This is a genomic window from Paracoccus methylarcula (assembly GCF_003007735.2).
GTDB classification, from domain to species: Bacteria; Pseudomonadota; Alphaproteobacteria; order Rhodobacterales; family Rhodobacteraceae; genus Paracoccus; species Paracoccus methylarcula.
Genome location: NZ_PXNQ02000009.1, coordinates 182242 through 204117, shown reverse-complemented (window position 1 = coordinate 204117; position 21876 = coordinate 182242). Strand labels below are relative to the sequence as shown.

Annotated in this window: 17 protein-coding genes and 2 pseudogenes; 3 read left to right on the top strand and 16 right to left on the bottom strand. The window is 63.9% G+C overall.

Annotated elements, in window-relative coordinates; genetic code table 11:
• From A7A09_RS15305 to A7A09_RS15280, 6 genes and pseudogenes are all read right to left on the bottom strand, one after another.
• Positions 1-274: pseudogene (locus tag A7A09_RS15305) on the bottom strand (hypothetical protein); the annotation flags it as partial.
• 241 nt (positions 275-515) lie between these two features.
• Positions 516-1259 carry a YebC/PmpR family DNA-binding transcriptional regulator gene (locus A7A09_RS15300; protein WP_106692198.1) on the bottom strand — a complete coding sequence of 248 codons (744 nt, stop codon included), beginning with the start codon at positions 1257-1259 and terminating at the stop codon, positions 516-518.
• Positions 1260-1442: 183 nt separating this feature from the next.
• Positions 1443-1670: a DUF1127 domain-containing protein gene (locus A7A09_RS15295; RefSeq protein WP_245999384.1), complete on the bottom strand. Its 228-nt coding sequence runs from the start codon at positions 1668-1670 to the stop codon at positions 1443-1445.
• Positions 1671-1793: 123 nt separating this feature from the next.
• Positions 1794-3572, bottom strand: coding sequence for an SLC13 family permease (locus tag A7A09_RS15290; protein WP_106692197.1), 1779 nt, complete (start codon positions 3570-3572; stop codon positions 1794-1796).
• A gap of 134 nt (positions 3573-3706) precedes the next feature.
• Positions 3707-4528 (bottom strand): TIGR00282 family metallophosphoesterase, encoded by an 822-nt coding sequence (locus tag A7A09_RS15285; protein WP_106692196.1) that lies wholly within the window; start codon positions 4526-4528, stop codon positions 3707-3709.
• Between the two features lie 50 nt (positions 4529-4578).
• Positions 4579-5205, bottom strand: coding sequence for a transglycosylase SLT domain-containing protein (locus tag A7A09_RS15280; protein WP_106692195.1), 627 nt, complete (start codon positions 5203-5205; stop codon positions 4579-4581).
• A 349-nt stretch (positions 5206-5554) separates the two neighbouring features.
• Between A7A09_RS15280 and gatB the strand changes: the two genes are divergently transcribed.
• Together gatB and A7A09_RS15265 are read left to right on the top strand one after the other, a co-directional pair.
• The gene (gatB, locus tag A7A09_RS15270) at positions 5555-7066 is read left to right on the top strand and encodes an Asp-tRNA(Asn)/Glu-tRNA(Gln) amidotransferase subunit GatB (RefSeq protein ID WP_106692193.1); all 1512 of its coding nucleotides are present in this window, start codon (positions 5555-5557) and stop codon (positions 7064-7066) included.
• 163 nt (positions 7067-7229) lie between these two features.
• Positions 7230-7643 carry a DUF4177 domain-containing protein gene (locus tag A7A09_RS15265; protein ID WP_106692192.1) on the top strand — a complete coding sequence of 138 codons (414 nt, stop codon included), beginning with the start codon at positions 7230-7232 and terminating at the stop codon, positions 7641-7643.
• Between the two features lie 40 nt (positions 7644-7683).
• Here the strand turns inward: A7A09_RS15265 and A7A09_RS15260 are convergent, their stop codons facing one another.
• From A7A09_RS15260 to recA, 3 genes are all read right to left on the bottom strand, one after another.
• Positions 7684-7980: a DUF1330 domain-containing protein gene (locus tag A7A09_RS15260; protein ID WP_106692191.1), complete on the bottom strand. Its 297-nt coding sequence runs from the start codon at positions 7978-7980 to the stop codon at positions 7684-7686.
• Positions 7977-10634 carry an alanine--tRNA ligase gene (gene alaS, locus A7A09_RS15255; protein ID WP_106692190.1) on the bottom strand — a complete coding sequence of 886 codons (2658 nt, stop codon included), beginning with the start codon at positions 10632-10634 and terminating at the stop codon, positions 7977-7979. The genes A7A09_RS15260 and alaS overlap by 4 nt, the downstream gene beginning before the upstream one ends.
• A gap of 202 nt (positions 10635-10836) precedes the next feature.
• Positions 10837-11910 carry a recombinase RecA gene (gene recA, locus A7A09_RS15250; RefSeq protein ID WP_106692189.1) on the bottom strand — a complete coding sequence of 358 codons (1074 nt, stop codon included), beginning with the start codon at positions 11908-11910 and terminating at the stop codon, positions 10837-10839.
• Between the two features lie 240 nt (positions 11911-12150).
• On the opposite strand from recA, the gene A7A09_RS15245 reads away from it, so the two are divergent.
• A complete protein-coding gene (locus tag A7A09_RS15245) occupies positions 12151-12738 on the top strand; it encodes a sulfotransferase family protein (protein WP_106692188.1) in 588 nt (195 codons plus the stop codon).
• A 24-nt stretch (positions 12739-12762) separates the two neighbouring features.
• Here the strand turns inward: A7A09_RS15245 and A7A09_RS15240 are convergent, their stop codons facing one another.
• From A7A09_RS15240 to A7A09_RS15210, 7 genes and pseudogenes are all read right to left on the bottom strand, one after another.
• Complete coding sequence (locus A7A09_RS15240; protein WP_245999383.1) at positions 12763-14823, bottom strand: ATP-binding protein; 2061 nt, start codon at positions 14821-14823, stop codon at positions 12763-12765.
• Between the two features lie 141 nt (positions 14824-14964).
• Positions 14965-16109 (bottom strand): annotated as a pseudogene (locus tag A7A09_RS15235) (RsmB/NOP family class I SAM-dependent RNA methyltransferase).
• A gap of 93 nt (positions 16110-16202) precedes the next feature.
• Entirely contained in the window at positions 16203-17864 is a 1662-nt protein-coding gene (locus A7A09_RS15230; RefSeq protein WP_106692187.1) for an FGGY-family carbohydrate kinase, read from the bottom strand.
• Positions 17865-17890: 26 nt separating this feature from the next.
• The gene (locus A7A09_RS15225) at positions 17891-18619 is read right to left on the bottom strand and encodes an SDR family oxidoreductase (protein WP_106692186.1); all 729 of its coding nucleotides are present in this window, start codon (positions 18617-18619) and stop codon (positions 17891-17893) included.
• 21 nt (positions 18620-18640) lie between these two features.
• The gene (locus tag A7A09_RS15220) at positions 18641-19885 is read right to left on the bottom strand and encodes a sugar ABC transporter permease (protein WP_106692185.1); all 1245 of its coding nucleotides are present in this window, start codon (positions 19883-19885) and stop codon (positions 18641-18643) included.
• Positions 19882-20682, bottom strand: coding sequence for an ATP-binding cassette domain-containing protein (locus tag A7A09_RS15215; protein WP_106692184.1), 801 nt, complete (start codon positions 20680-20682; stop codon positions 19882-19884). Before A7A09_RS15215 ends, A7A09_RS15220 begins: the two co-directional genes overlap by 4 nt.
• 54 nt (positions 20683-20736) lie before the next feature.
• Positions 20737-21786, bottom strand: a complete 1050-nt coding sequence (locus A7A09_RS15210; protein WP_106692183.1) for an ABC transporter substrate-binding protein — start codon at positions 21784-21786, stop codon at positions 20737-20739.
• Positions 21787-21876 lie beyond the last annotated feature (90 nt).

Below are 21876 nucleotides of genomic sequence, written 5' to 3'. Positions count from 1 at the left end.
CCGCCGTCTCGGCTTCAACCGGCGCTTCAGCCTCGGCATCCGCCTGATCCGCTGCTTCGCCTTCGACCGGTGCTTCGGCTTCGGCGTCGGTCTGTTCCTCCGCCTCACCTTCGATTGGCAGTTGGGTTTCGGTATCAGCCTGCGCGATCACGTCAAACTCGGAAAGCTCTTGCGACGCCTCACCGGAGCCATGGGCTTGAGCCATTGCCAGATGTGGCGCCAAAAGCGACAGGCAGGCGGCGATCGCGGTGCTATTATGGATGATCCGGCGCATCTGCAGTCCTCACATGCTTCATTCTGTTCCGGGACACTAACAGACAGCACGCAGGGGCAGTTCCCTTCACCCGCATGACCCTTTCGTGAATTTTCACCGATAGGCGACAAAAAGCGCATGACCGGTCTGTTCACTGACCAAGACCAGCGAACGCGACCCTCCCGACGAGATCACCCGGAAACCGGCGCAGATCATCTCGAAGGCTCACGCCCGCGCGTCGATGGCAGTGCCTTCGAGCAACCTAAAGCTGCGCGGCGACCTCTTCGGAGAGGTCAAAATTGCCCGTGACATTCTGGACATCATCATCGTCTTCCAGCGCATCGATAAGCTTCATGAGCTTTTGCGCGATATCCAGATCGGCAATCTCGGTCGGTGCCTGCGGCTTCCAGATCAGCTTGGCGGTCTCGGATTCGCCCAGGGACTCTTCCAGTGCGGTCGCGACGTCGTTCAGATCGGTGTCGGCGCAATAGATCCAATGGCCTTCTTCATCGGATTCGACATCATCGGCGCCCGCCTCGATCGCGGCCATCATCACCGTGTCGGCATCCCCGGCCGAGGCCGGATACACGATCTCGCCCACGCGGTCGAACATGAAGGAAACGGAACCGGTCTGGCCCAGATCCCCACCCGATTTGGTGAAATAGCTGCGCACGTTCGACGCCGTGCGGTTGCGGTTGTCAGTCATCGCCTCGACGACCAGCGCGATCCCGTTGGGGCCGTAACCCTCATAGCGGATCTCTTCGTAGGTCTCGGCATCGCCGCCCTGCGATTTCTTGATCGCGCGCTCGATCACGTCCTTGGGCACCGAGTTCGACTTGGCCTCCTTGACGGCCAACCGCAGGCGGGGGTTCTTTTCAGGATCCGGGTCGCCCATCTTGGCGGCCACGGTGATCTCTTTGGACAGTTTGGAAAACAGCTTCGAACGTGCCGCGTCCTGCCGGCCCTTGCGATGCTGGATATTGGCCCATTTTGAATGACCAGCCATATTCGGTCGCCCTTCGTAGTTCAGGTAGATTCCGGATTCGAGCGCTTTTAGTCCAGCAAGGCGCCCTATCGCAAGATGAAGGTCGAAAGCTTTCCCCCCGGACAGGGGCGATGTGATGGGCGGATATGCAAAAGCGCGCGGCCAGGGGACGCGCGCTTGTCAGTCAGATGCCTGGCTCAGGGCTCAGAGATAGGAATTCACGCCCATGATCCGGCGAATCTCGCCGTCACGGGTCAGCCCTTTCGCGGCCAGATCCTCATCCGAGACGCGGCTCAGACGATCAAGTTCGCGCATTCTCGGGTTGGCTTCCGCCAACAGGACGAGGAAACGCCCAATGGCCGTGAATGGCGCGGCCAACGCGTTGAGGATGGAAAACTGCGCGCGGCGGTCGATGGTTGCGGTCCCTGCCATAGGAAACTCCTTGTATCTCACAAAGTTGTTTCCTCCCTGCGCTCAATATTGTGCACACGCAGCATTGCCGCAACCTGCAATGCTGCATAGCGGCATTGCGTTTCACACAAGTTGCAATCCGAATCAGAGCGGCCAGAAGATCGGGATGACCGTCGATGCCGTGATCGCCATCAGCACGTTCAGTGGCAGGCCCACGCGGATGAAATCGGTGAAACGATAGCCGCCGGGACCATAGACGAGCGTGTTGGTCTGGTAGCCGATCGGCGTGGCGAAACTGGCCGAAGCTCCCATCATCACCGCGATCACCAGCGGGCGCGGATCGACGCCAAGCTGATTGCCAAGCGAGATCGCGACCGGCGTGACGATCACCGCCACGGCATTGTTCGTCACCGTTTCCGTCAGCGCCATCGACAGCAGGTATACGGCCAGCACCAGCCCCCAGGGCGGCAATTGCGCCAGCCAGGGGGCAACCCGGGTCACGATCAATTCGACCGCGCCAGAATTTTCCAGCCCCGCCCCGACGGCCAGCATCGCGAAAATCAGCGCCATCAGCCGGCCATCGACAAAGCTCAGCGCCTCGTCGGCATCGATGCAACGGGTGCCCAGAACCACCGCCACACCGATGAAGGCCAGAAGCAGGATCGGCGCGATCTCGAATGCCGACAGGACCACCACCGCGATCAGTGTTGCCACCACGATCGGCGCATGCTTGCGGCGATAGGCGCGGTCGGAGGGCGCGTTGACCTCGACCATCTCCATCTCGCTGGCCAATCGCTGGATGTCGGCGGGGGCGCCCTCCAGCAGCAAGGTGTCACCCACGCGCACGACCAGGTCGTCCAGTTGCCGTCCGATATTCTGGTTCTTGCGATGCGCGGCCAGCACATAGACGCCATAGCGCCTGCGCAGCCGCATCGAGCCGAGGCTGCGGCCGACCATGTGGCAGCCCGGCGTGATCAGCACCTCGACCGTCGAGGTCTGGACCGAGCTGAGCTTGTCCACCATTCGCAGGTCCTTGTGGCTCTGCAACCCCAGCACCTCGGACATCGGGGTGCGCAGAACCACGCGGTCGCCCGCCTCCAGCCGCACTGCAGCCAGGTCACGGCGCAAGGATGCATCGCCGCGCAGCACGTCGATCACCCGCGCGGTATCTCGGGTGAAGATATCCACCTCGTCCAGCGCCTTTCCGATCAGCGCGGAATCCTCGGGGATGGCGACCTCGGTGAAGAATTTCATCTTCGAACGGCCCGACATCAGCTGGGACATCGAATCGCGATCCGGCAACAGGCGCGGCGCGACCAGCAGCAGGTAGGTCACCCCTACCAACGCCATCGCCAAGCCGACAGGTGTGATCTCGAAAATGGTAAAGGCGTCCATTCCCGAACTGCGCGCGACACCATCGACCAGCAGGTTGGTCGAGGTGCCGATCATCGTCATCGTGCCGCCAAGGATCGACAGGTATGACAGCGGGATCAGCAGCTTGGAGGGGGATTTCCCCATCTCGTTCGCAAGCTGCATGAAGATCGGCATCATCACCACGACGAGCGGCGTATTGTTGACAAAGGCCGACATCACGCAGACCACGACCGAGATCAGCGCCAGCGTGATCAACGGCCTGTCTCCGGCATGGCGCGCGGCGCGTTGGCCAATCCAGTCCAGCGCCCCGGTTCGCACCAGACCGCCGACGATGATGAACATGAAGGCGATGGTCCATGGCGCCGGGTTCGACAGCACACCCGCCACATGGCTGACATCCAGGATCCCCACAGACAACAGCACGACCGCGCCCAGGATCGCCGTGACTTCAGGTGGATAGATTTCACGAATGAAAAGGGTCAGCATGCCGGCAATGATGAATATCGTGGCGATGGCCGCCACCGTGCCGCTCAGCTCAAATCCGAACATACAGTTCTCTCAACATAAACCCCATCGGCCAGTCGGCGCATCATGATCTGAATCCCTCGCCGCCTGCAAGAAGATATGAGGGGCCAGCATCCGATGGGTGACAAAGATGGGGCGTATCAGCGGAAAACCGTCATTCACGCAGTCGCGGGATGGGTCTGCGCCAACCGGCCGCCATCGCGCACAGGCTCGATCCGCCGGGCCTCGCCGCTGCGGTCGTCGGTTTCGACCAGCACGCCGCATATCGTCGCCTCGCCCTCGGCGGGAGTGAACCGGTCGCGGTTCATCCCCGTGATGAAGCGGCGCAGCGGTTCGGCCTTGTCCATGCCGATCACGCTGTCGTAATCGCCACACATTCCGGCATCGGACAGATAGCCCGTGCCACGCGGCAGGATCTGGGCGTCGCCCGTGGGCACATGCGTATGCGTGCCGACCACGAGAGAGGCGCGCCCGTCGCAGAAATGCCCCGTCGCCATCTTTTCGCTGGTGGCCTCGGCATGGATGTCGACGATCGCGGCCTGGACCATGCCGCCGCGGGGATGCGCTCGGAGCACGCCATCCAGCGCCGAGAACGGATCGTCATAAGGGCGCGACATGAAGACCTGCCCCAATGCCTGCGTCACCAGCACCTTGCGCCCGCGCCGGTCGCTGAACACCCCGGCCCCCCGGCCCGGAGCCTCCTTGGCGAAGTTCAGGGGGCGGATGATGCGCTGCTCGCGCTCGATGAAGGCCAGCATGTCCTTTTGATCGAAGGCGTGATCGCCAAGCGTCAGGCAATCCGCGCCTGAATCGAGCAGCAGTTGCGCATGCCCCGCCGTGATGCCGCGTCCACCGCTGGCATTCTCGGCATTGACGATCACGAAATCCGCTTTCAGCCTTGTCCGCAGTTCCGGCAGCTTTCCGGTAATCGCGCGGCGGCCTGAACGGCCCATGACATCGCCAAGAAATAGTATTCGCATGAATGCCTGTTATGCCAAAGCGGCCGGACGCTCAAGCGGGAAGCGCGCCGTCAGCCCTCGGCCCTGGCGGTACAATAGCTTTGACTCCTGGTCCATGCGGCGATATCGGCGCGTTTCTGGGCACTGCGCATCGGCCCCCAGTCCCGCGCCACACCACGCCAGCCGCCGCTGCCGTCGCGCACCACGGCATTGTCGCGGCCGACCTGTTTCGACATGATCCGCACTGCGCAGGCCATGTTATCCGCGCCATTGGTGATATTGCCGTTGCAGCCATAGCTGCGCCAGGTCCCGGGCGCGATCTGCATCAGTCCGAACCACTTGCCGCCACCGCCTGCGGCCTTGGGATTATAGGTGCTTTCATGCTTGGCCAGGGCCGACATGAAACCCGCCCAGAAGGCCTTGCGGCCGGTCTTGTCCAGTTCCGCGTAATTCGGGCAATAGGTCTCGATGTCATGAGGCACGTTCGACAGCATGGTCACGCCCTCGCGCTCCAGCGCCACCAGCGTCGCCTTGGTCCAGGCATCCGAGCCGCTCTTGTGCTGCCAGCGCATCGGCGGGCTGACGGCCAGCGACATCTGTTGCGCCTGCTCCCGCGCCTTCTCTTCGGCCGAAGGGCCCGTATCGGTATTACAGGCCGCAAGAATGGCCAGAGCGGCAAGGGCAATCACGGAACGCATGCAAATCTCGTCAGGTGGTTTCGTCGCGAAACCCCATAACCCGATAAACCTTTCATGCAAGTTAACGGTTCAGCAATCGGCGGTTTCGCGCCCAATTCCCGGCAAAAGCGGGCGAAACACGCCAATTCTGCCACAAGAACCGCAATTTCATCAGCCTTGCGATCTCGTCCAAGGCTTCCCTTTGCCCCTGCGGCAGCCCGCCCGCGCCCTGCCCCAGATCGTTCAGGACCGGCTTGTTGAAACCCCTTGGCAAATCAAATCACGGCCATCTACGCCCGCGCCCCCGTGACAATAGCCGCGCACTGGCCTAAAACCGCCGCCAGACCGCCATAGCCAGAGCGAGAGCCCCATGCTTGACCATCTTTCCTTCACCGCTCCCGAACCGAAAACCATCGCCGGTGCCAAGGGTGACTGGGAACTGGTCATCGGGCTGGAAGTGCATGCTCAGGTGGCATCGAGGGCCAAGCTGTTCTCGGGCGCCTCGACCGAATTCGGGGCCGAACCGAACAGCAATGTCGCCTTCGTCGATGCGGCCATGCCCGGCATGCTGCCGGTGATCAACGAATTCTGCGTGGCGCAGGCGGTGCGCACCGGGCTGGGGCTGAAAGCCGCGATCAACCTGGTCAGCGCCTTCGACCGCAAGAACTATTTCTACCCCGACCTGCCGCAGGGCTACCAGATCAGCCAGCTTTACCATCCCATCGTCGGTGAGGGAGAGGTGATCGTCGATATGGGCCCCGGCATCGCCCGCCGCGTCCGGATCGAGCGCATCCACATGGAACAGGACGCGGGCAAATCCATCCATGACATGGATCCGAACATGTCCTTCGTGGATCTCAACCGTACCGGCGTCGCGCTGATGGAGATCGTCAGCCGCCCCGATATCCGTGGCCCCGAAGAGGCCGCCGCCTATGTCGGCAAGCTGCGCCAGATCATGCGTTACCTGGGCACCTGCGACGGCAATATGCAGAACGGCAACCTGCGCGCCGATGTGAACGTCTCGGTCTGCCCTCCGGGCGCCTATGAAAAATATGCCGAAACCGGCGATTTCTCGCATCTCGGCACCCGCTGCGAGATCAAGAACATGAACTCGATGCGCTTCATCCAGCAGGCCATCGACTTCGAGGCCCGCCGCCAGATCGCCATTATCGAGGATGGCGGCACGGTCGTGCAGGAAACCCGGCTTTACGATCCTGATCGCGGCGAGACCCGTTCGATGCGCTCGAAGGAAGAGGCGCATGATTACCGCTATTTCCCCGATCCCGACCTGCTGCCGCTGGAAATCGAGCAGGCCTGGGTAGACGAGATCGCCGCAAGCATGCCGGAATTGCCGGACGAGAAGAAAGCCCGTTTCGTGCGTGAAATGGGGCTGTCGGAATACGATGCCGGCGTGCTGACCGCCGATGTCGAGAACGCCAATTTCTTCGAGATCGTGGCAAAGGGCCGCGACGGAAAGCAGGCCGCGAACTGGGTCATCAACGAATTGTTCGGCCGTCTGAACAAGGAGGGGCTGGTGATCGAGACCTCGCCCATATCCGCCGCGCAGCTTGGTGGCGTGATCGACCTGATCGCCAAGGGTGACATCTCGGGCAAGATCGCCAAGGACCTGTTCGAGATCCTCTGGACCGAGGGCGGCGACCCCGCCGAGATCGTCGAGGCGCGCGGCATGAAGCAGGTCACCGACCTGGGCGCCATCGAGAAGGTGGTGGACGAGATCATCGCCGCCAACCCGGCACAGGTCGAGAAGGCCCGGCAGAACCCGAAACTGGCGGGCTGGTTCGTTGGACAGGTCCTGAAGGCGACCGGCGGCAAGGCGAACCCGGCGGCGGTGAACGAGCTGGTGGCGAAAAAGCTGGCATAGGAAGCGGTCAGGCGCAGGCATTCGCTGGCCGGGTGGCCTCGCTGTTGCGCCTGCTTTCGCTCAATTCCGGCTCTGCGCGGGTTGAGCGCGAAAATTCGCTCTAGGTGCTGGTCAGCGGCGCTGCACTGACATAACACGGAGCGAAGCCAAGCATGAGATCACTATGACCCGCTTTGAATACACCGCCATCCCCGCCCCTTCACGTGGTGAAAAGGCGAAAGAGGCCAAGACGCCGACCGACCGCTATGCGCTGGCGCTGACGGGCGAGTTGAACCGGATGGCGGCGGATGGCTGGGAATTTCTCCGCTCGGATGTGCTGCCGAGCGAAGAGCGCACCGGCCTGACCGGGCGCAGCACGGTTTACCACAATCTCCTGATTTTCCGGCGGGCGATTTCCACGGCCGAGGCTGTCTCCGAGGTGCGGCAGGCCCCCGTATCGGCCTCACCGATAGCGGAACCTAAGCAGGAAGCACCTGCGGTTTCCGCCTCTGCACCCGTGGACCGGCAAGACGCGCCTCAACCGGCCACGCCTGAAACGGCCGAGCCGGTCGAAACATCGACGAACGACAAGACATAATCCAGCCCGCCCCCATGGCGGAGCCGGGCAAGGATTTGTCCTATTCCGTGGGGGGCGTTTCCTCGACGATCACCAGATCACGTTCCGAGGCGCCCTTCGCATGGGCCAGCGCCGCCTGGTATTCGGCGCTTTCATAGCAGGCGACCGCAGCCTCGAAACTTGGGAAACGAGCCACGACATTGCGGGGCCGGTCATTGCCCTCCATCTGCCGGTAACGCCCGCCACGGGCCAGGAACATGCCGCCATGCGCAGCGATGGCCGGGCCGGCAGCCTTGGCATAGCGGCCATAGGCCTCGGCATCGGTCACATGGACATGGGCAATCCAGAGCGCGGTCATGCGGCACCTCCTATCAGTTTCTCGGCCTCGGCAAAGGCGTTGTCGGCACTCGCCAGGCTGGGCGCGCCGCCCTGCGCGCGATCCGGACGGCCGCCGCCGCCCTTGCCGCCAAGCGCCTCTGTCGCCGCCCGCACCAGGTCGACGGCGCTGATACGCCCGGTCAGATCCGAGGTCACACCAGCCGCGACGGTGGCCTTGCCATCGGCCTCGGCCAATACAAGCACGGCACCGCTGCCAAGCTGCGCCTTCATCTCGTCCACCAGCGGGCCAAGCTCCTTGCCGGTCACGCCATCGACCTTGCGCCCGATGAACTTGATCCCGGCGATGTCCTTGGCCTCGGCGGCACCGCCGCCGCCCATGGCAAGCTGACGCTTCAGTTGCGCCACCTCGTTGGCCAGCGCCTTGCGCTCATCGGCCAGCGCCCGCACCCGGTTCACCACGTCCCCGGCCTGCGCCTTGATGATCCCGGCGATCTCGCCCAATTGGCGATCGGCACCGCGCAGGTGATCCATCGCCGCCTGCCCGGTCAGTGCCTCGATCCGCCGCACCCCGGCGGCAGAGGCGCTGTCGGCCAGCAATGCGAAAGCGCCGATATCGCCGGTGCGCGCGACATGGGTGCCGCCGCAAAGCTCCAGCGAATAGGTCGCGCCGTCATGTCCCTTGCCGCTATCCTCCAGCCGGCCCATCGAGACGACACGCACCTCGTCGCCATATTTCTCGCCGAACAGCGCCTGCGCGCCCAGGGCTCGGGCATCGTCCGGGGTCATGATCCGCGTCTCGACAGGGGAGTTCTGGCGAATGAAATCATTCACCTCCGCCTCGATCCTCGACATCTCGTCAGCGGTGACCGCGTGGTTATGGCTGAAATCGAAGCGCAGCCGGTCGGGCGCGTTCAGACTGCCCCTCTGCGCCACATGCTCGCCCAGGGTGCGCCGCAGGGCCTCGTGCAGAAGATGCGTGGCCGAATGGTTCGCCCGGATGGTTGTCCGCCGGTCGTGATCGACCGAAAGCTGGGCGCCCTGTCCGCGCTGGATCGTACCCACGGTCACCTCGGCGATATGCAGGAAAACGCCCGCGACCTTCTTGGTGTCGGTCACCCGCGCCGCGCCGGTATCGGTCTTGATCAGGCCGGTATCGCCCACCTGCCCGCCCGACTCGGCATAGAAGGGCGACTGGTTCACGACGATCTGGACATTGGCGCCCTGCCCGGCCTCGTCGGTCTCGGCGCCATCGGCGACCAGCGACAGGATCTGCCCCTCGGCCTCTTCGGTGTCATAGCCCAGGAACTCCGTCGCACCGTGCCTTTCGGCCAGATCGTACCAGATCGCGGCATCCTTGGTCTCGCCACTACCCGCCCATGCGGCGCGCGCCTTGGCCTTCTGTTCGGCCATGGCACTGTCGAAACCGTCCGTATCGACCGCCCGGCCCTTTTCGCGCAGCGCATCCTGCGTGAGATCCAGCGGAAAGCCATAGGTGTCATACAGCTTGAACGCCGCTTCGCCCGGCAGATTCGCCCCCTCCGGCAGCCTGGTCAATTCGTCGTCCAGCAGGCGTAAGCCGCGGTCCAGGGTCTGGCGGAAGCGGGTCTCCTCGCTGCGCAGCGTCTCTTCGATCAGCGGCTGCGCCCGGTTCAACTCGGGGTAAGCGGCCCCCATCTGCTGGACCAGCGCCGGCACCAGCCGATACATCACCGGATCCTGCGCGCCCAGCATATGCGCATGCCGCATCGCCCGCCGCATGATCCGCCGCAGCACATAACCGCGCCCCTCGTTGGAGGGCATCACCCCATCGGCGATCAGGAAGCTGGTCGAGCGCAGATGATCGGCAATCACCCGGTGATGCACCTTGCCCGACCCGTCCGGCTCGCTGCTGGTGGCATGGGCGCTGGTCTCGATCAGGCTGCGCATCAGGTCGGTGTCGTAATTGTCATGCTTGCCCTGCAAGAGCGCGCCGATCCGTTCCAGCCCCATGCCGGTATCGATCGACTGCATGTCCAGCGCCCGCATCGAGCCATCCTCGAACTGCTCGTTCTGCATGAAGACGAGGTTCCAGATTTCGATGAAGCGGTCGCCATCCTCCTCGGCGCTGCCCGGAGGGCCGCCCCAGATATGGTCGCCATGGTCAAAGAAAATCTCGGTGCAGGGTCCGCAGGGACCGGTCGGCCCCATCTGCCAGAAATTGTCGCTGGTCGGGATGCGGATGATCCGCTCGTCGGGCAGCCCGGCAACCTTCTTCCAGATATCGGCCGCCTCGTCATCGGTGTGATAGACCGTCACCAGCAGCTTGTCCTTGGGAATCTCGAAATCGCGGGTCAGGAGTTCCCAGGCATAGGGAATGGCCTGCTCCTTGAAATAATCGCCGAAGCTGAAATTCCCCAGCATCTCGAAAAAGGTATGATGCCGCGCGGTATAACCGACATTATCCAGGTCGTTATGCTTGCCGCCTGCCCGCACGCATTTCTGCGAGGTGGTGGCGCGGCTGTAATCGCGCGTCTCGATCCCGGTGAACAGGTTCTTGAACTGAACCATGCCCGAATTGGTGAACATCAGCGTCGGGTCGTTGCGCGGCACCAGCGGGCTGCTGTCGACGACCTGGTGGCCGTTCCTTTCGAAATAGCTCAGGAAGGTGGATCGGATGTCGTTCAGACTGGGCATATGGGGCCTTCTCGCAAAATATTCGCGTCCGGCCTTGGCCGGGCTGGCCTACGGTCTAGCCCCAGCCAATGCGGCTGTCCAGCAATCCCGGCATCCCCGCTTCTTCTTCAGCCCGATATCGGACAGGGCAAAACCCCCGGATCAAAAGTGGCGCGCGGGGACAAGCCCCCACGCGCTGCTTAATCAACGATGGCGAGGGCGATCACTCCTCGCCCAGGACATCATCCTCTCCGGCCTCTTCGGCGCCGAAATCCAGCCCGTGGCTTGCCCGGATCTTGTCCTCGATGGCGTGGGCCGCGGCCGGGTTGTCGCGCAGGTATTGCTTGGCATTCTCGCGCCCCTGCCCGATCCTCTCGTCGCCATAGGAATACCAGGCGCCCGATTTCTCGACCACGCCGGCCTTTACGCCCAGGTCGATCAACTCGCCGACCTTGCTGATCCCCTCGCCATACATGATGTCGAACTCGACCTGCCGGAAGGGCGGCGCGACCTTGTTCTTGACCACCTTCACCCGGGTCGTGTTGCCGGTCACCTCGTCGCGATCCTTGATCGAGCCGGTGCGGCGGATGTCCAGGCGCACCGAGGCATAGAATTTCAGCGCGTTGCCGCCCGAGGTCGTCTCGGGATTGCCGAACATCACGCCGATCTTCATCCGGATCTGGTTGATGAAGATCACCATGCAGTTCGACCGGCCGATGCTGGCCGTCAGCTTGCGCATCGCCTGGCTCATCAGCCGGGCCTGCGCGCCGACCTGGTGATCGCCCATATCGCCCTCGATCTCGGCTTTCGGGGTCAAGGCGGCGACCGAATCGACCACCACCATGCTGACCGCGCCGGATCGCACCAGCGTATCCACGATCTCCAGCGCCTGCTCGCCCGTGTCGGGTTGCGAGATCAGCAACTCGTCCAGGTTGACGCCCAGCTTGCGGGCATATTGCGGATCCAGCGCATGCTCGGCATCTACAAAAGCGCAGACCCCGCCCTTTTTCTGCTCTTCCGCGACAGCATGCAGGGTCAGCGTCGTCTTGCCGCTGCTCTCGGGGCCGTAAATCTCGATGATCCGGCCTTTCGGCAAGCCGCCGATCCCCAGGGCGATGTCGAGCCCCAGGGAGCCGGTCGAGGTCGCCTCGATCTCGGTCACCGGGTTGTCGGCGCCCAGCTTCATGATCGAGCCCTTGCCGAATTGCCGCTCGATCTGCGCCAGCGCACTGTCCAGCGCCTTCTGCTTGTCCGCGCTGCGTCTGTCGTTCATGTCCAAGATGCTCGCCGTTGCCATAATGTCCTGTCCTTATTCCATAGCCCCGCATGCGGAGCAATCTGCTCGACCGAAAGGATGTTCACCTCTTGTTCCAACCATGGATGCGCCAATATTCGCCATTTTTCAAGCCCTAACTCTCGCATTCGCACGATTCGTCCTCCGATCATCCCGCAAAACACCCAAGAAAATATTTACATCCCGCCTCCTGCCCGATATCCGACCCGCGCCTCCTGCGGGAGGCCAAGGAAAGGTGTGACGATGCTGATTTTCTGGGATCAACGGTTGGTTTTTCTCGCCACTCCGAAAGCGGGCTCGACCGCGATTGCCATGGCGCTGGAATCGCTCGCGACGACGTCGATACAGCGCCCGGCCACGATGAAGCATACCGATATTGCCACGTTTCACCGCCATGTCAGCCCATGGCTGACGGCACAGGCGGGCGAAAGCTTCACGACCGTGGCCCTGATGCGCGATCCGGTCGAGTGGTTGCGCAGCTGGTATCGCTTCCGCTTGCGCGACGATCTGGACGATCCGGAACATCTCATGGAAGGCGTCAGTTTCGCGCGCTTTGCCGAGGAATATGCAACAGCCGGAGGGCCGCAATCCCTGGGCATCGGCGATCAATCCAGCTTCCTCCAGCATGATGGCCATGCGGTCGACCGGATCTTCCGCTATGAAAACATAGATATTTTCGTCGAGTTCCTGGAAGACCGGCTGGATTGCGCGGTCGAGCTGCCTCGCGCGAATGTGCCTCCCGCCGTCGATGTCGACCTGCTCCCCGAGCAGGAGCAAAAGCTGCGCCGGGCGATGCAGGCAGATCTCGATCTCTATGCAACGCTGAACTGACGGCGGAACATCCCACCCTTCCGGTCACGGCCACGCCGGCCCGGCCCGTGTCGCGGCGGCCCGTGTCGCGGCGGCCTGCTCCTGCACGGTCCGGGTGAAATCGGCCAATGTGAAGGGCTTGGCCAGAAAGACCGAGTTCGGCACCGAGACCTGCCCCTCCGGGAAAACATCCTCGGAATAGCCCGACATGAACACGACCCTCGTCCCCGGCCGGTCCTCCAGCGCGGTCCGGACCCAGGCCGGTCCGTTCATGCCCGGCATCACGATATCGGTCACGAAGACATCGACCCGCAGATCGGGATCGCCCAGCAAGGCGAAGGCGGCATCGGCGCCATCCGCCTCATGCACCTTGCAGCCTTTCAGGCGCAGGGCGCGGGCCGCCACGGCACGCACGGATGCCTCGTCCTCGACAAGCAGCACGGTTTCGGGCCGATCGGCGATCCCCGGCAGCGCGGCCGCCACGGGTCCGTTCCGCGGATTTTCCTCCGGGACCGTGGCAGCCTGCGCGGGGAAATAGACCGAAAAACGCGTCCCTGCACCCAGTTCGCTGTCGCAAAACACATAGCCCCCGGTCTGCTTGACGATGCCATAGACGGTCGAGAGCCCCAGCCCGGTCCCCTCGCCCACCGATTTGGTGGTAAAGAACGGCTCGAAGATCTTGCCCAGGTGCTCGGGCGCGATCCCGCAACCATCGTCCCGGACAGAAATGCAGACATATTCCCCGGCTGGCATCGTGATCCCATCGCGGGTCAGGGGCGCTTCCAGGGACAGGTTTTCGGCTTGCAGCAGGATATCGCCGCCCCGCGGCATGGCATCGCGGGCATTGACGACCAGGTTCACGATCACCTGTTCGAGAAGGCGGCGATCGGCGCGGATCGCCATCAATGCCTGATCATGGCCGATATGCAACGCGACCTGACCCGCCACGAGACGATTCAGCAGATGCGCCAGATCGGCCAGGATGTCCCGCAGATCCAGCCGTTCCAGCGTCAGCTTCTGCTTGCGCGAGAATGACAGCAGCTGACCGACCAGCGCCGCCGCCCGGTTGGCATTCTGACTGATCTGATCCAGATCGGCATAATCCGGATCGGATTTGTCGCGGCGCAGCATGAGCAGGTCGCAATGCCCGCTGATCGCCGTCAGCAGATTGTTGAAATCATGGGCGATACCTCCGGCAAGCTGACCGATCGCCTGCATCTTCTGGCTTTGCACGAATTGAGCTTCCAGGGTCTTCAGCTCGCTGGCATCCGTCAGAACCGCCAGGAACCCCGGCAATCCCGTCATCGCCCGCGAAAGCGACAACTGGAAATAACGGTCCTGGCCATCGGCGCCTCCGCCCTGTGCATCGCGAAGGCGCAGCATCGCGATGCGCTTCTCGTCCTGCCCGGCGGAAACTTCGCGAAGCCAGTCGCCAATCGGCAGGCCCGGCCCGTCCAGCAGGCTGCCAAGATGGGGCGCAGGGCAATTTCCCTCGGGCAGGCGGCCCAGCAACAACTGCCGGGCAGCAGCATTGGCGCGGCGAATATATCCATCCTGCGTCAGCCGCAGCAGCGCGACGGGCAGCGAATCGAATTCACCGCCCGCATCCCCGCCAGCCAACTCGTCCGCAGTTCCGGACCGATCATCGGCGGGGCAATATGACCAGACCTGCAATGCCGCATCCGGCACATGCCTGACCGCCAGCGCATCGCCCCCTTGCAGCGCGATCTCGGCGCGGCCCAGTTCGAAGGCGCGGCTGGCCAATTCGTCCCGCACCCCGTCCGCGTCGGCCTTCATGCGGGAAATCGGCAGGCGGATATTCCCGCCCATCGCATCTCCGAACCCGTCGACCGACGCGATATTCTGCAACAGCACCTTGCCGTCGCAATCACATATCCAGATCGGATCCACCGCCGCCTCGACCTCGGCGCGGATCGCGGCCAGCGCCCGGCGCCGCAAGACATTCCGCGAGATATGCGACACCGTGACCACACCGCCGACACAATACCAGGAGACAGCAATGGCGGCGATCACCATCGCCGCGGCCCCGACGCCATGTCCCGGAAGGATCAACAGCACCAGCCCGGGAAGAAACAGGAACGGCACCAGCCATATCGCGTCACGGGGAATGCCAAGCGCTCATCCAGATGGGTCATGCAACTCGAACTCTCGCAAAGCCGGATGTTTCGGCTTACGGGCCGAATCGTTAAGATTCCATTAATTGAAAAGGAGAGCGTTATGCAACTATTAGTTGCATTTCAATAACGCCATGAAGAAGCCGTCGCTGGCCGTCAGCGGCGTCCAGCGGTGCCGGGCGATTTGCGCAAAGCGGGTATTCCGGGCCAGGAAAGCGTCAATGGCATCGTCATTCTCTGGCGCCAGCAACGAGCAGGTCATATAGGCCAGACACCCAGCAGACGCGACATAACCTGCCGCTTTATCAAGTATTTCCCCCTGCGTCCGGAGCAATTCCTCCAGCATGTCCCCGGTCAGCCGCCATTTCGCGTCCGGCGTGCGCCGCCAGGTGCCCGAGCCGGAACAGGGCACATCCGCGACCACCAGGTCAAACACACCCTTTGGTTGTGAAACCTGCTCAATATGCGTTCCCGCCCGCTCTGCCCGCGCAGGCAAATCCGCCATCCGGGCCGGTTCCGCATCATGGGCAAAAAGGCGCAATCCGGGCTGGCGGCCAGCCAGTGCCAGCGCCTTGCCGCCGCCGCCCGCGCAGTAATCCAGCACCCGGTCGCCTTCTTGCAAAGGCAAGGCCGCGCAGGCCAGTTGCGGCGACAGATCCTGAAGCTCGACCAGCCCCTCCAGATAGGCGCGGTTTCCGTTGATGCGCCGCTCTCCAGCGGTGACGCGGAGGGCATCGGTCAAGTCCGGCCATGCCTCGGCCTCGATTCCATCCCCGGCGAGCAGGGAGAGCGCATCGCCGGCGGTTCCGCGCAACGGGTTCACACGCAGCCAGACCGGCGCACGCCGGCCCATCGCCTCGGCAACCGCAGCGGCCTCCGAACCAAGCGACTGGCGCCACAGCGGCAAGAGCCAGCCGGGCAAATCCTCGGCATCGCCACGATCACCCGCCGCCCGCTCTTCCGCGCTCAGCGGCTCCGGGGCGTAGCCCGCGCCGGTAAAGACCTCGTCCGGATCCCGTCCCGCCTCGCGGCAGAGGCCGATCATCAGCCCCCGGCCCGACAGCCCGCCACCCAGGGCAGCCAGGCTGTTGCGCCGCCGCAAGGCTCATAGACCAGATCGCGCACCGCCGCGCGGTCCCCGGAGCCCGCATAGCGGCTGCCCCGGGACCAGCGCAGCAGCGCCTGTTCGGCCGGACGGCCGTCAAATATTTCATCGAGCAGCCCGATTGCTGCATTGATCCGCGCGGCTGGTGTCATCTTGGCAATGCGATCCCGTCAGGCCCGAAGGCGGCAATATCCCGTGTCACAGGCCGCCTGTTCTAGCATCGCCCCATGCGTTTGCCCATCCGTTCACGCGGATGGCCGCGGCACCCCGGACCAATCCTTTTGCCGGATCCTCCGCCCGGCCTCCTGGAGGCAGCGGAAAGCGCGGTAGCGATCCTCATGTGCTTGACGCGCCCCCGCCTGATCGGGCCGGTATTCCCGCGACATATGCGACATCGCCCGCATCGCCTGCGGCATGTCCGGGAAATGCCCCGCCGCCAATGCCCCGAGAATGGCAGAGCCCAGCAGAACCGGCTGTTCGGCGGTCACCGTCATCACCGGCATATTCACCGCATCGGCCAGAAGCTGCCGCACGATATCAAGCTCTCCCGCTCCGCCCGAGATCACGATCCGGCGCACCCTCGCACCGGCCTGTTCCTGCGTCTCGATGATCTGGCGCAAACCGTATCCGATGCCGCCGATCCCCGCGATATAGAGGGCAACAAGGTTATCGACATCACGCTCCATGCCCAGCCCTGCGATCATCGCCCGGGCATGCGGATCGGCGAAGGGAGCGCGGTTGCCGAGAAACTCGGGCACGACATGTAGCCCCTCCGCCAGATCGATAGCCGCCGAAAGCGACGGGGTGGCGGCACTTGCCTGTTCGGCCAGCCAGACGGGAAGCGGTTGCCCGGCCTTGTCAGCCGCTTCCCGCGCCTCGGCTACGGCGGGATGAAAGGACAGGAGTTGGTCGATGGCCGCGCCGGTGGCGGATTGCCCGCCCTCGTTCAGCCACAATCCCGGCACCATCGCCTGGTAATAGGGCCCCCAGACACCCGGAACGAAGACCGGTTCGTCCGTCGAGGTCATGGTGCAGGAAGATGTGCCGAACACATAGGCAAGGTTATCCTGCGGCCTGCCCTCGACCCCGACCGTGCCGATCCCGCCCGCATGAGCGTCGATCAGCCCCGCCGCGACAGGCGTTCCCGGACGAAGCCCCAATTCCGCTGCCGCCTCGACCGTCATCCCCTGCCCAAGCGGAGTGCCGGGGGCGACGACCTGCTGGCCGATCCGGGCGAAATCCTCATCCGCCAGTTCGGCCAACCCGATCCGCCGGAAATAATCCGGATCCCACCGGCTCTCATGGGCCAGGTAGGTCCATTTGCAGGTCACGGTGCAGGTCGAGCGCGCCAGATCGCCACTTGCCCGCCATGTCAGGAAATCCGCCAGGTCCATGAATTGCCAGGCCCTGCCATAGCTTTGCGGCATGTTCTCCTTGAGCCACAGGATCTTGGGTGTTTCCATCTCGGGCGAGATCACGCCCCCGACATAGCGCAGCACCGGATGGCCCATCGCGTTGATGCGCTCGGCCTGGCGAACGGCGCGGTGATCCATCCAGACGATGATATTGCGCGCGTCATCGCCAGAGGCACTGACCGAGACCGGCGCACCACCCTCGCCCAGCACGACCAGCGAGCAGGTGGCGTCAAAGCCGATCCCCGCCACGCGCGCCGGATCGATCCCGGCCTTGCCCACCGCCTCGCGCACGGAGGCGCAGACGGCGGACCAGATATCATCGCTGGATTGCTCGGCGATCTCGGCGCCCTCGCGCCACAGGGTGATGTCGCGCTTGGCTGACGCAAGCATCCGGCCTGCCGCGTCGAAGATGCCCGCACGCGCACTGCCCGAGCCGACATCGACGCCAAGGAACAAGGCACCCGACGCGCCTTCGGATTGATCTTCTGTCATGGGAAATCCTCGTGAATGACCGGCCGTTACAGATCGACGCTATTCGGCAGGATGACGAGATCGCGGATGACGACATTGCGCGGACGGCTCAGCATGAACAGCACCGCCTCGGCCACCTCCCCGGGTTGCATCAGCGAGCCATTGGCCAGCGCCTCTTCCATCTTGGCCTTGGGCCAGTCGTCCAGCAGCGCGGTCACGACCGGACCGGGCAGAACCGCGCCCATGCGGATACCATGCTGCGACACCTGCCGCCGCGTCGCATGCAGAAAGGCCTGCACCGCGAATTTCGAGGCCGTGTAGATCGGCTCCCACACCACCGGCACGACGCCCGCCACCGAGGAGGTAAAGATGATATCGCCGCTCTTGCGTTCGATCATGCCGGGCAGGACGGCGCGAACACAGCGGAAGGCCGCATTGATGTTCAGGTTCAGCATCCGGTCCCAGTCATCGGGATTGCCCTCGGCCGCCGCCCCGCCGATATAGGCGCCGGCATTGGCATGCAGGATGTCCAGCGGCCCGGCGATCTCTTCGATCCGCGCCGCCATCGCGTCCACCTGCGCACCGTCCAGCAGATCTACAACCAGCGGTTTCGCCTGCGGTCCAAGCTCTGCGCATAACTTCTCCAGCCGGTCCCCGGCCCGGTCGATCAGCACGACCGTCGCCCCCTCGGCCAGCAGCGTTCTCGCGCATTCCAACCCGATCCCCGAGGCCGCGCCGGTGATCGCCGCGACCTTGCCTGTCATCAGTTCAGCCATCTTTTTTCTCCTGTCTTCGGGTCACGCGCGGCCGTGGCTTGCGCGGGATTGGCGGGCCAGCGAGTCGACGATGACCGCGATGGCCAGAACCGCGCCGGTGATCATGTAGCGCAGCGACGAGCTGAGATTGAGCAATGTCAGCCCGTTCGAGATCGCCTGGATGACCAGCACCCCCAGCAGCGCCGACCAGGCCGAGCCGCGCCCGCCGAACAGCGAAGTTCCCCCGATCACCGCTGCCGCGATGGCGTTCAGGTTCACGTCCCCGGTGCCCGCCTGCTGGCTGGACGAGGCCAGCCGCGCCGCCGACAGCACCCCGCCAAGCGCGGCCAGTGTCGAACACAGCATGAAGGCCGACAGGCGGATGCGGTTGACATTGATGCCCGCGCGGCGGGCGGCCTCGCTATTGCCGCCGACGGCGAACATCGAGCGGCCCCATTTCGTGCGGGTCAGCGCATAGTTCATGATGACGACCAGCAGCACGAACAGCCCGAACATGTAAGGCACGCCACGGCCCGTGTTCAGATATGACACGGCGATCAGAAGCGCGACGGTCAGCAGGCCCGCCTTGGCCAGCAGCACGCTCAGCCCCGGATTGGACAGGTTGGCCTCGGCCCGACGGCGCATGGCACGCAGCCCCATGGTGACGCTGACCACCCCCGGCAGGATCGCCAGCAAATAGCTGAGCCAGGCCGGCATGATCAGGATCTGGCCAAAGCGGACCAGGGCCGAATTGTAGTTGAGATTGATCGACCCGGTAGAGCCGAGCAGGTAAAGTTGCATCCCCAGCAGCGCCAGCAACCCGGCCAGTGTCGAAACGAAGCTGGGCATCCCGAACCGGTTCAGGAAGCTGGCATAGACCAGCCCGGTCACGGCCCCTGCGGTCAGTGCCGCAAGGATTGCCAACGGAACCGGCAGCCCCATCTTGACCCACAGCACCCCCATCAATGCCGAGGCAAGTCCGCTCATCGAGCCGATCGACAGATCGATCTGCCCCAGCAGCAGGACACAGACGACACCAAGCGAGATGCAACCGACGGCCGCGGCATCGAACAGCAGGTTCACAAGATTGTTCGGCGCCAGGAAGACCGGGTTCAGCGAGGTGAAGACGGTCGCGATCAGCACGAGGCCGACAGCAACGGGCAGCATGCCCAGATCACCCGAACGAATACGATCCATGAAGGCGCGGACCGCACCGATGATGCCTTCGTCATGGCGGACCCGGCTGTCGGACCGGTCCAGCGCGGTGGAGCTTTTCTCTTCGGTCATGATGATTGATCCATTTCTTCGAGTTTGCGGGCCCGGCGGCGCGAGACCGAATTCTCGGACGCGCCGGTAATCGCGGCGACCAGTTCCTCGTTCGAGGTATCGGCATCGAAAACGCCGTTATTGCGCCCCAATCGCAGCACGACCACACGGTCGGCGACGGCGCGCACATCCTCCATGTTATGCGAGATCAGCACGACGCCATGCCCCCGCTCGCGCACCCGCTCGATCAGGTTCAGCACCTCGGCGGTCTGCGCGACGCCAAGCGCGGCGGTCGGCTCGTCCAGCATGATGACCTTGGGCTCCAAGAGCAGCGAGCGCGCGATGGCGACCGTCTGCCGCTGCCCGCCCGAAAGCGAGGCGATGGGTTCACGGACCGAGGGGATGCGGGCGGCCAGTTCCTGCAACAACGTCCAGGCGCGCACCTCCATCTGCACCTCGTCCAGAGCCCAGGGCGCCAGCTCGTGCCCAAGGAACAGGTTGGCGACCACGTCCAGGTTCTCGCACAGCGCAAGATCCTGGAAGACGGTCGCAATGCCCAGATCCAGAGCGGTGCCGGGGCTGTCCAGTGTCACGGGCTTGCCCATGAACTCGATACTGCCCGCGGTTGGCTGATGCACTCCGGCCAATGTCTTGACCAGCGTGGATTTTCCGGCGCCGTTATCGCCGACCAGCGCCACGACCTCGCCGGCATGGATGTCCAGGTCGATATCGGTCAGCGCCGAAACCGCCCCGAACTGCTTGGACACGCCGTGCAGCCTGAGGATCGGTTCGCCTGTGATGGATTGATTTGAGGCCATGCGGTGTTTCTCCGTGATGGCGGCGCGCGCCTGAACGCGCGCCGTGACATTCGGTTACTGAAGAATGCCCAGTTCCCGGCAGCCTTCGGCATAATCGCCGGTGCAGATCTCTTCCGGGGTGTGGATGCCCTTGTCGAAGATCTCGGCCTTGATGTTCTCGCGGGTGACGACGGCCGGCACGAACAGTTCGGACGGCGTGTCATAAAGTGTCGTCTTGGCCTCCGGCGTCTCACCTTTCAGGAAGGTCGTGGTCACTTCGGCGGCGGCGCGCGCCACGATCTCGGACGGTTTCGAGATCGTGTTGTACTGATCGCCCGAGATGATCAATTGCAGCGCCGCGATGGTCGCGTCATTGCCGGTGACCGGCGGAAGCGGATCGGCCCCCGCCGCCTTCAGCGCCGCGATCGCGCCGCCTGCCGTGCCGTCATTCGCGGCGACGATGCCGGTGATCTCGCCGCCAAAGCGGTTGATCTGGCCAGCCGCCCATTCCTGCGCCTTGGACGGAGCCCAGTCAGGCGTGTCATATTCGGCAAGCGTCTTGTATTCGGATCCATCCAGCGCTGCGTCGATCCCGTCGCGGATCAGCCCCGCCGCCGCATCGGTGGGCGAGCCGTTGATCTGCAGCACTCCGGCCCCCTCGGGCACGCCCTCGGCCTTCAGGTGATCGACCAGGGACTGCGCGATGGCCTGACCGATCCCCTTGTTGTCGAAAGAGACGTAGTAATCGGCGGGCACATCCGGAATCGGACGGTCATAGGCGATGATCTTCACATCCTGGCTATGGGCGATCTGCACCAGTCCGGCGGCAGCCGAGGAATCCACCGGGTCCAGCACGATGATCTTCGCGCCCTGCGCGATGACCGAATTGATCTGCTGCTGCTGCAAGGACGCGTCGGCATTGGCGTTCTGATAGACGATCTCGCAATCCGGGCACAGCTCTTCCATCGCGGCCTTGAAGCCGGGGAAATCATGCTCTTCATAGCGGGTCGATGCCTGGTCCGGCATCAGGAAGGCGACGGTGGCCGCCTCCTGGGCGGTGGCAGCCGCGGCGAAAAGCCCGGCCACCACGACCGAAACGGTCGCGATAGAATGTCTGATTTTCATCTCGTGTTTCCTCCACTTATCCCGAGCACCCGGCAGGATCGTCGGTCGGGAACCGGGCCGCGCCGGGCCCTGCCGCAACGCGATCAGAAT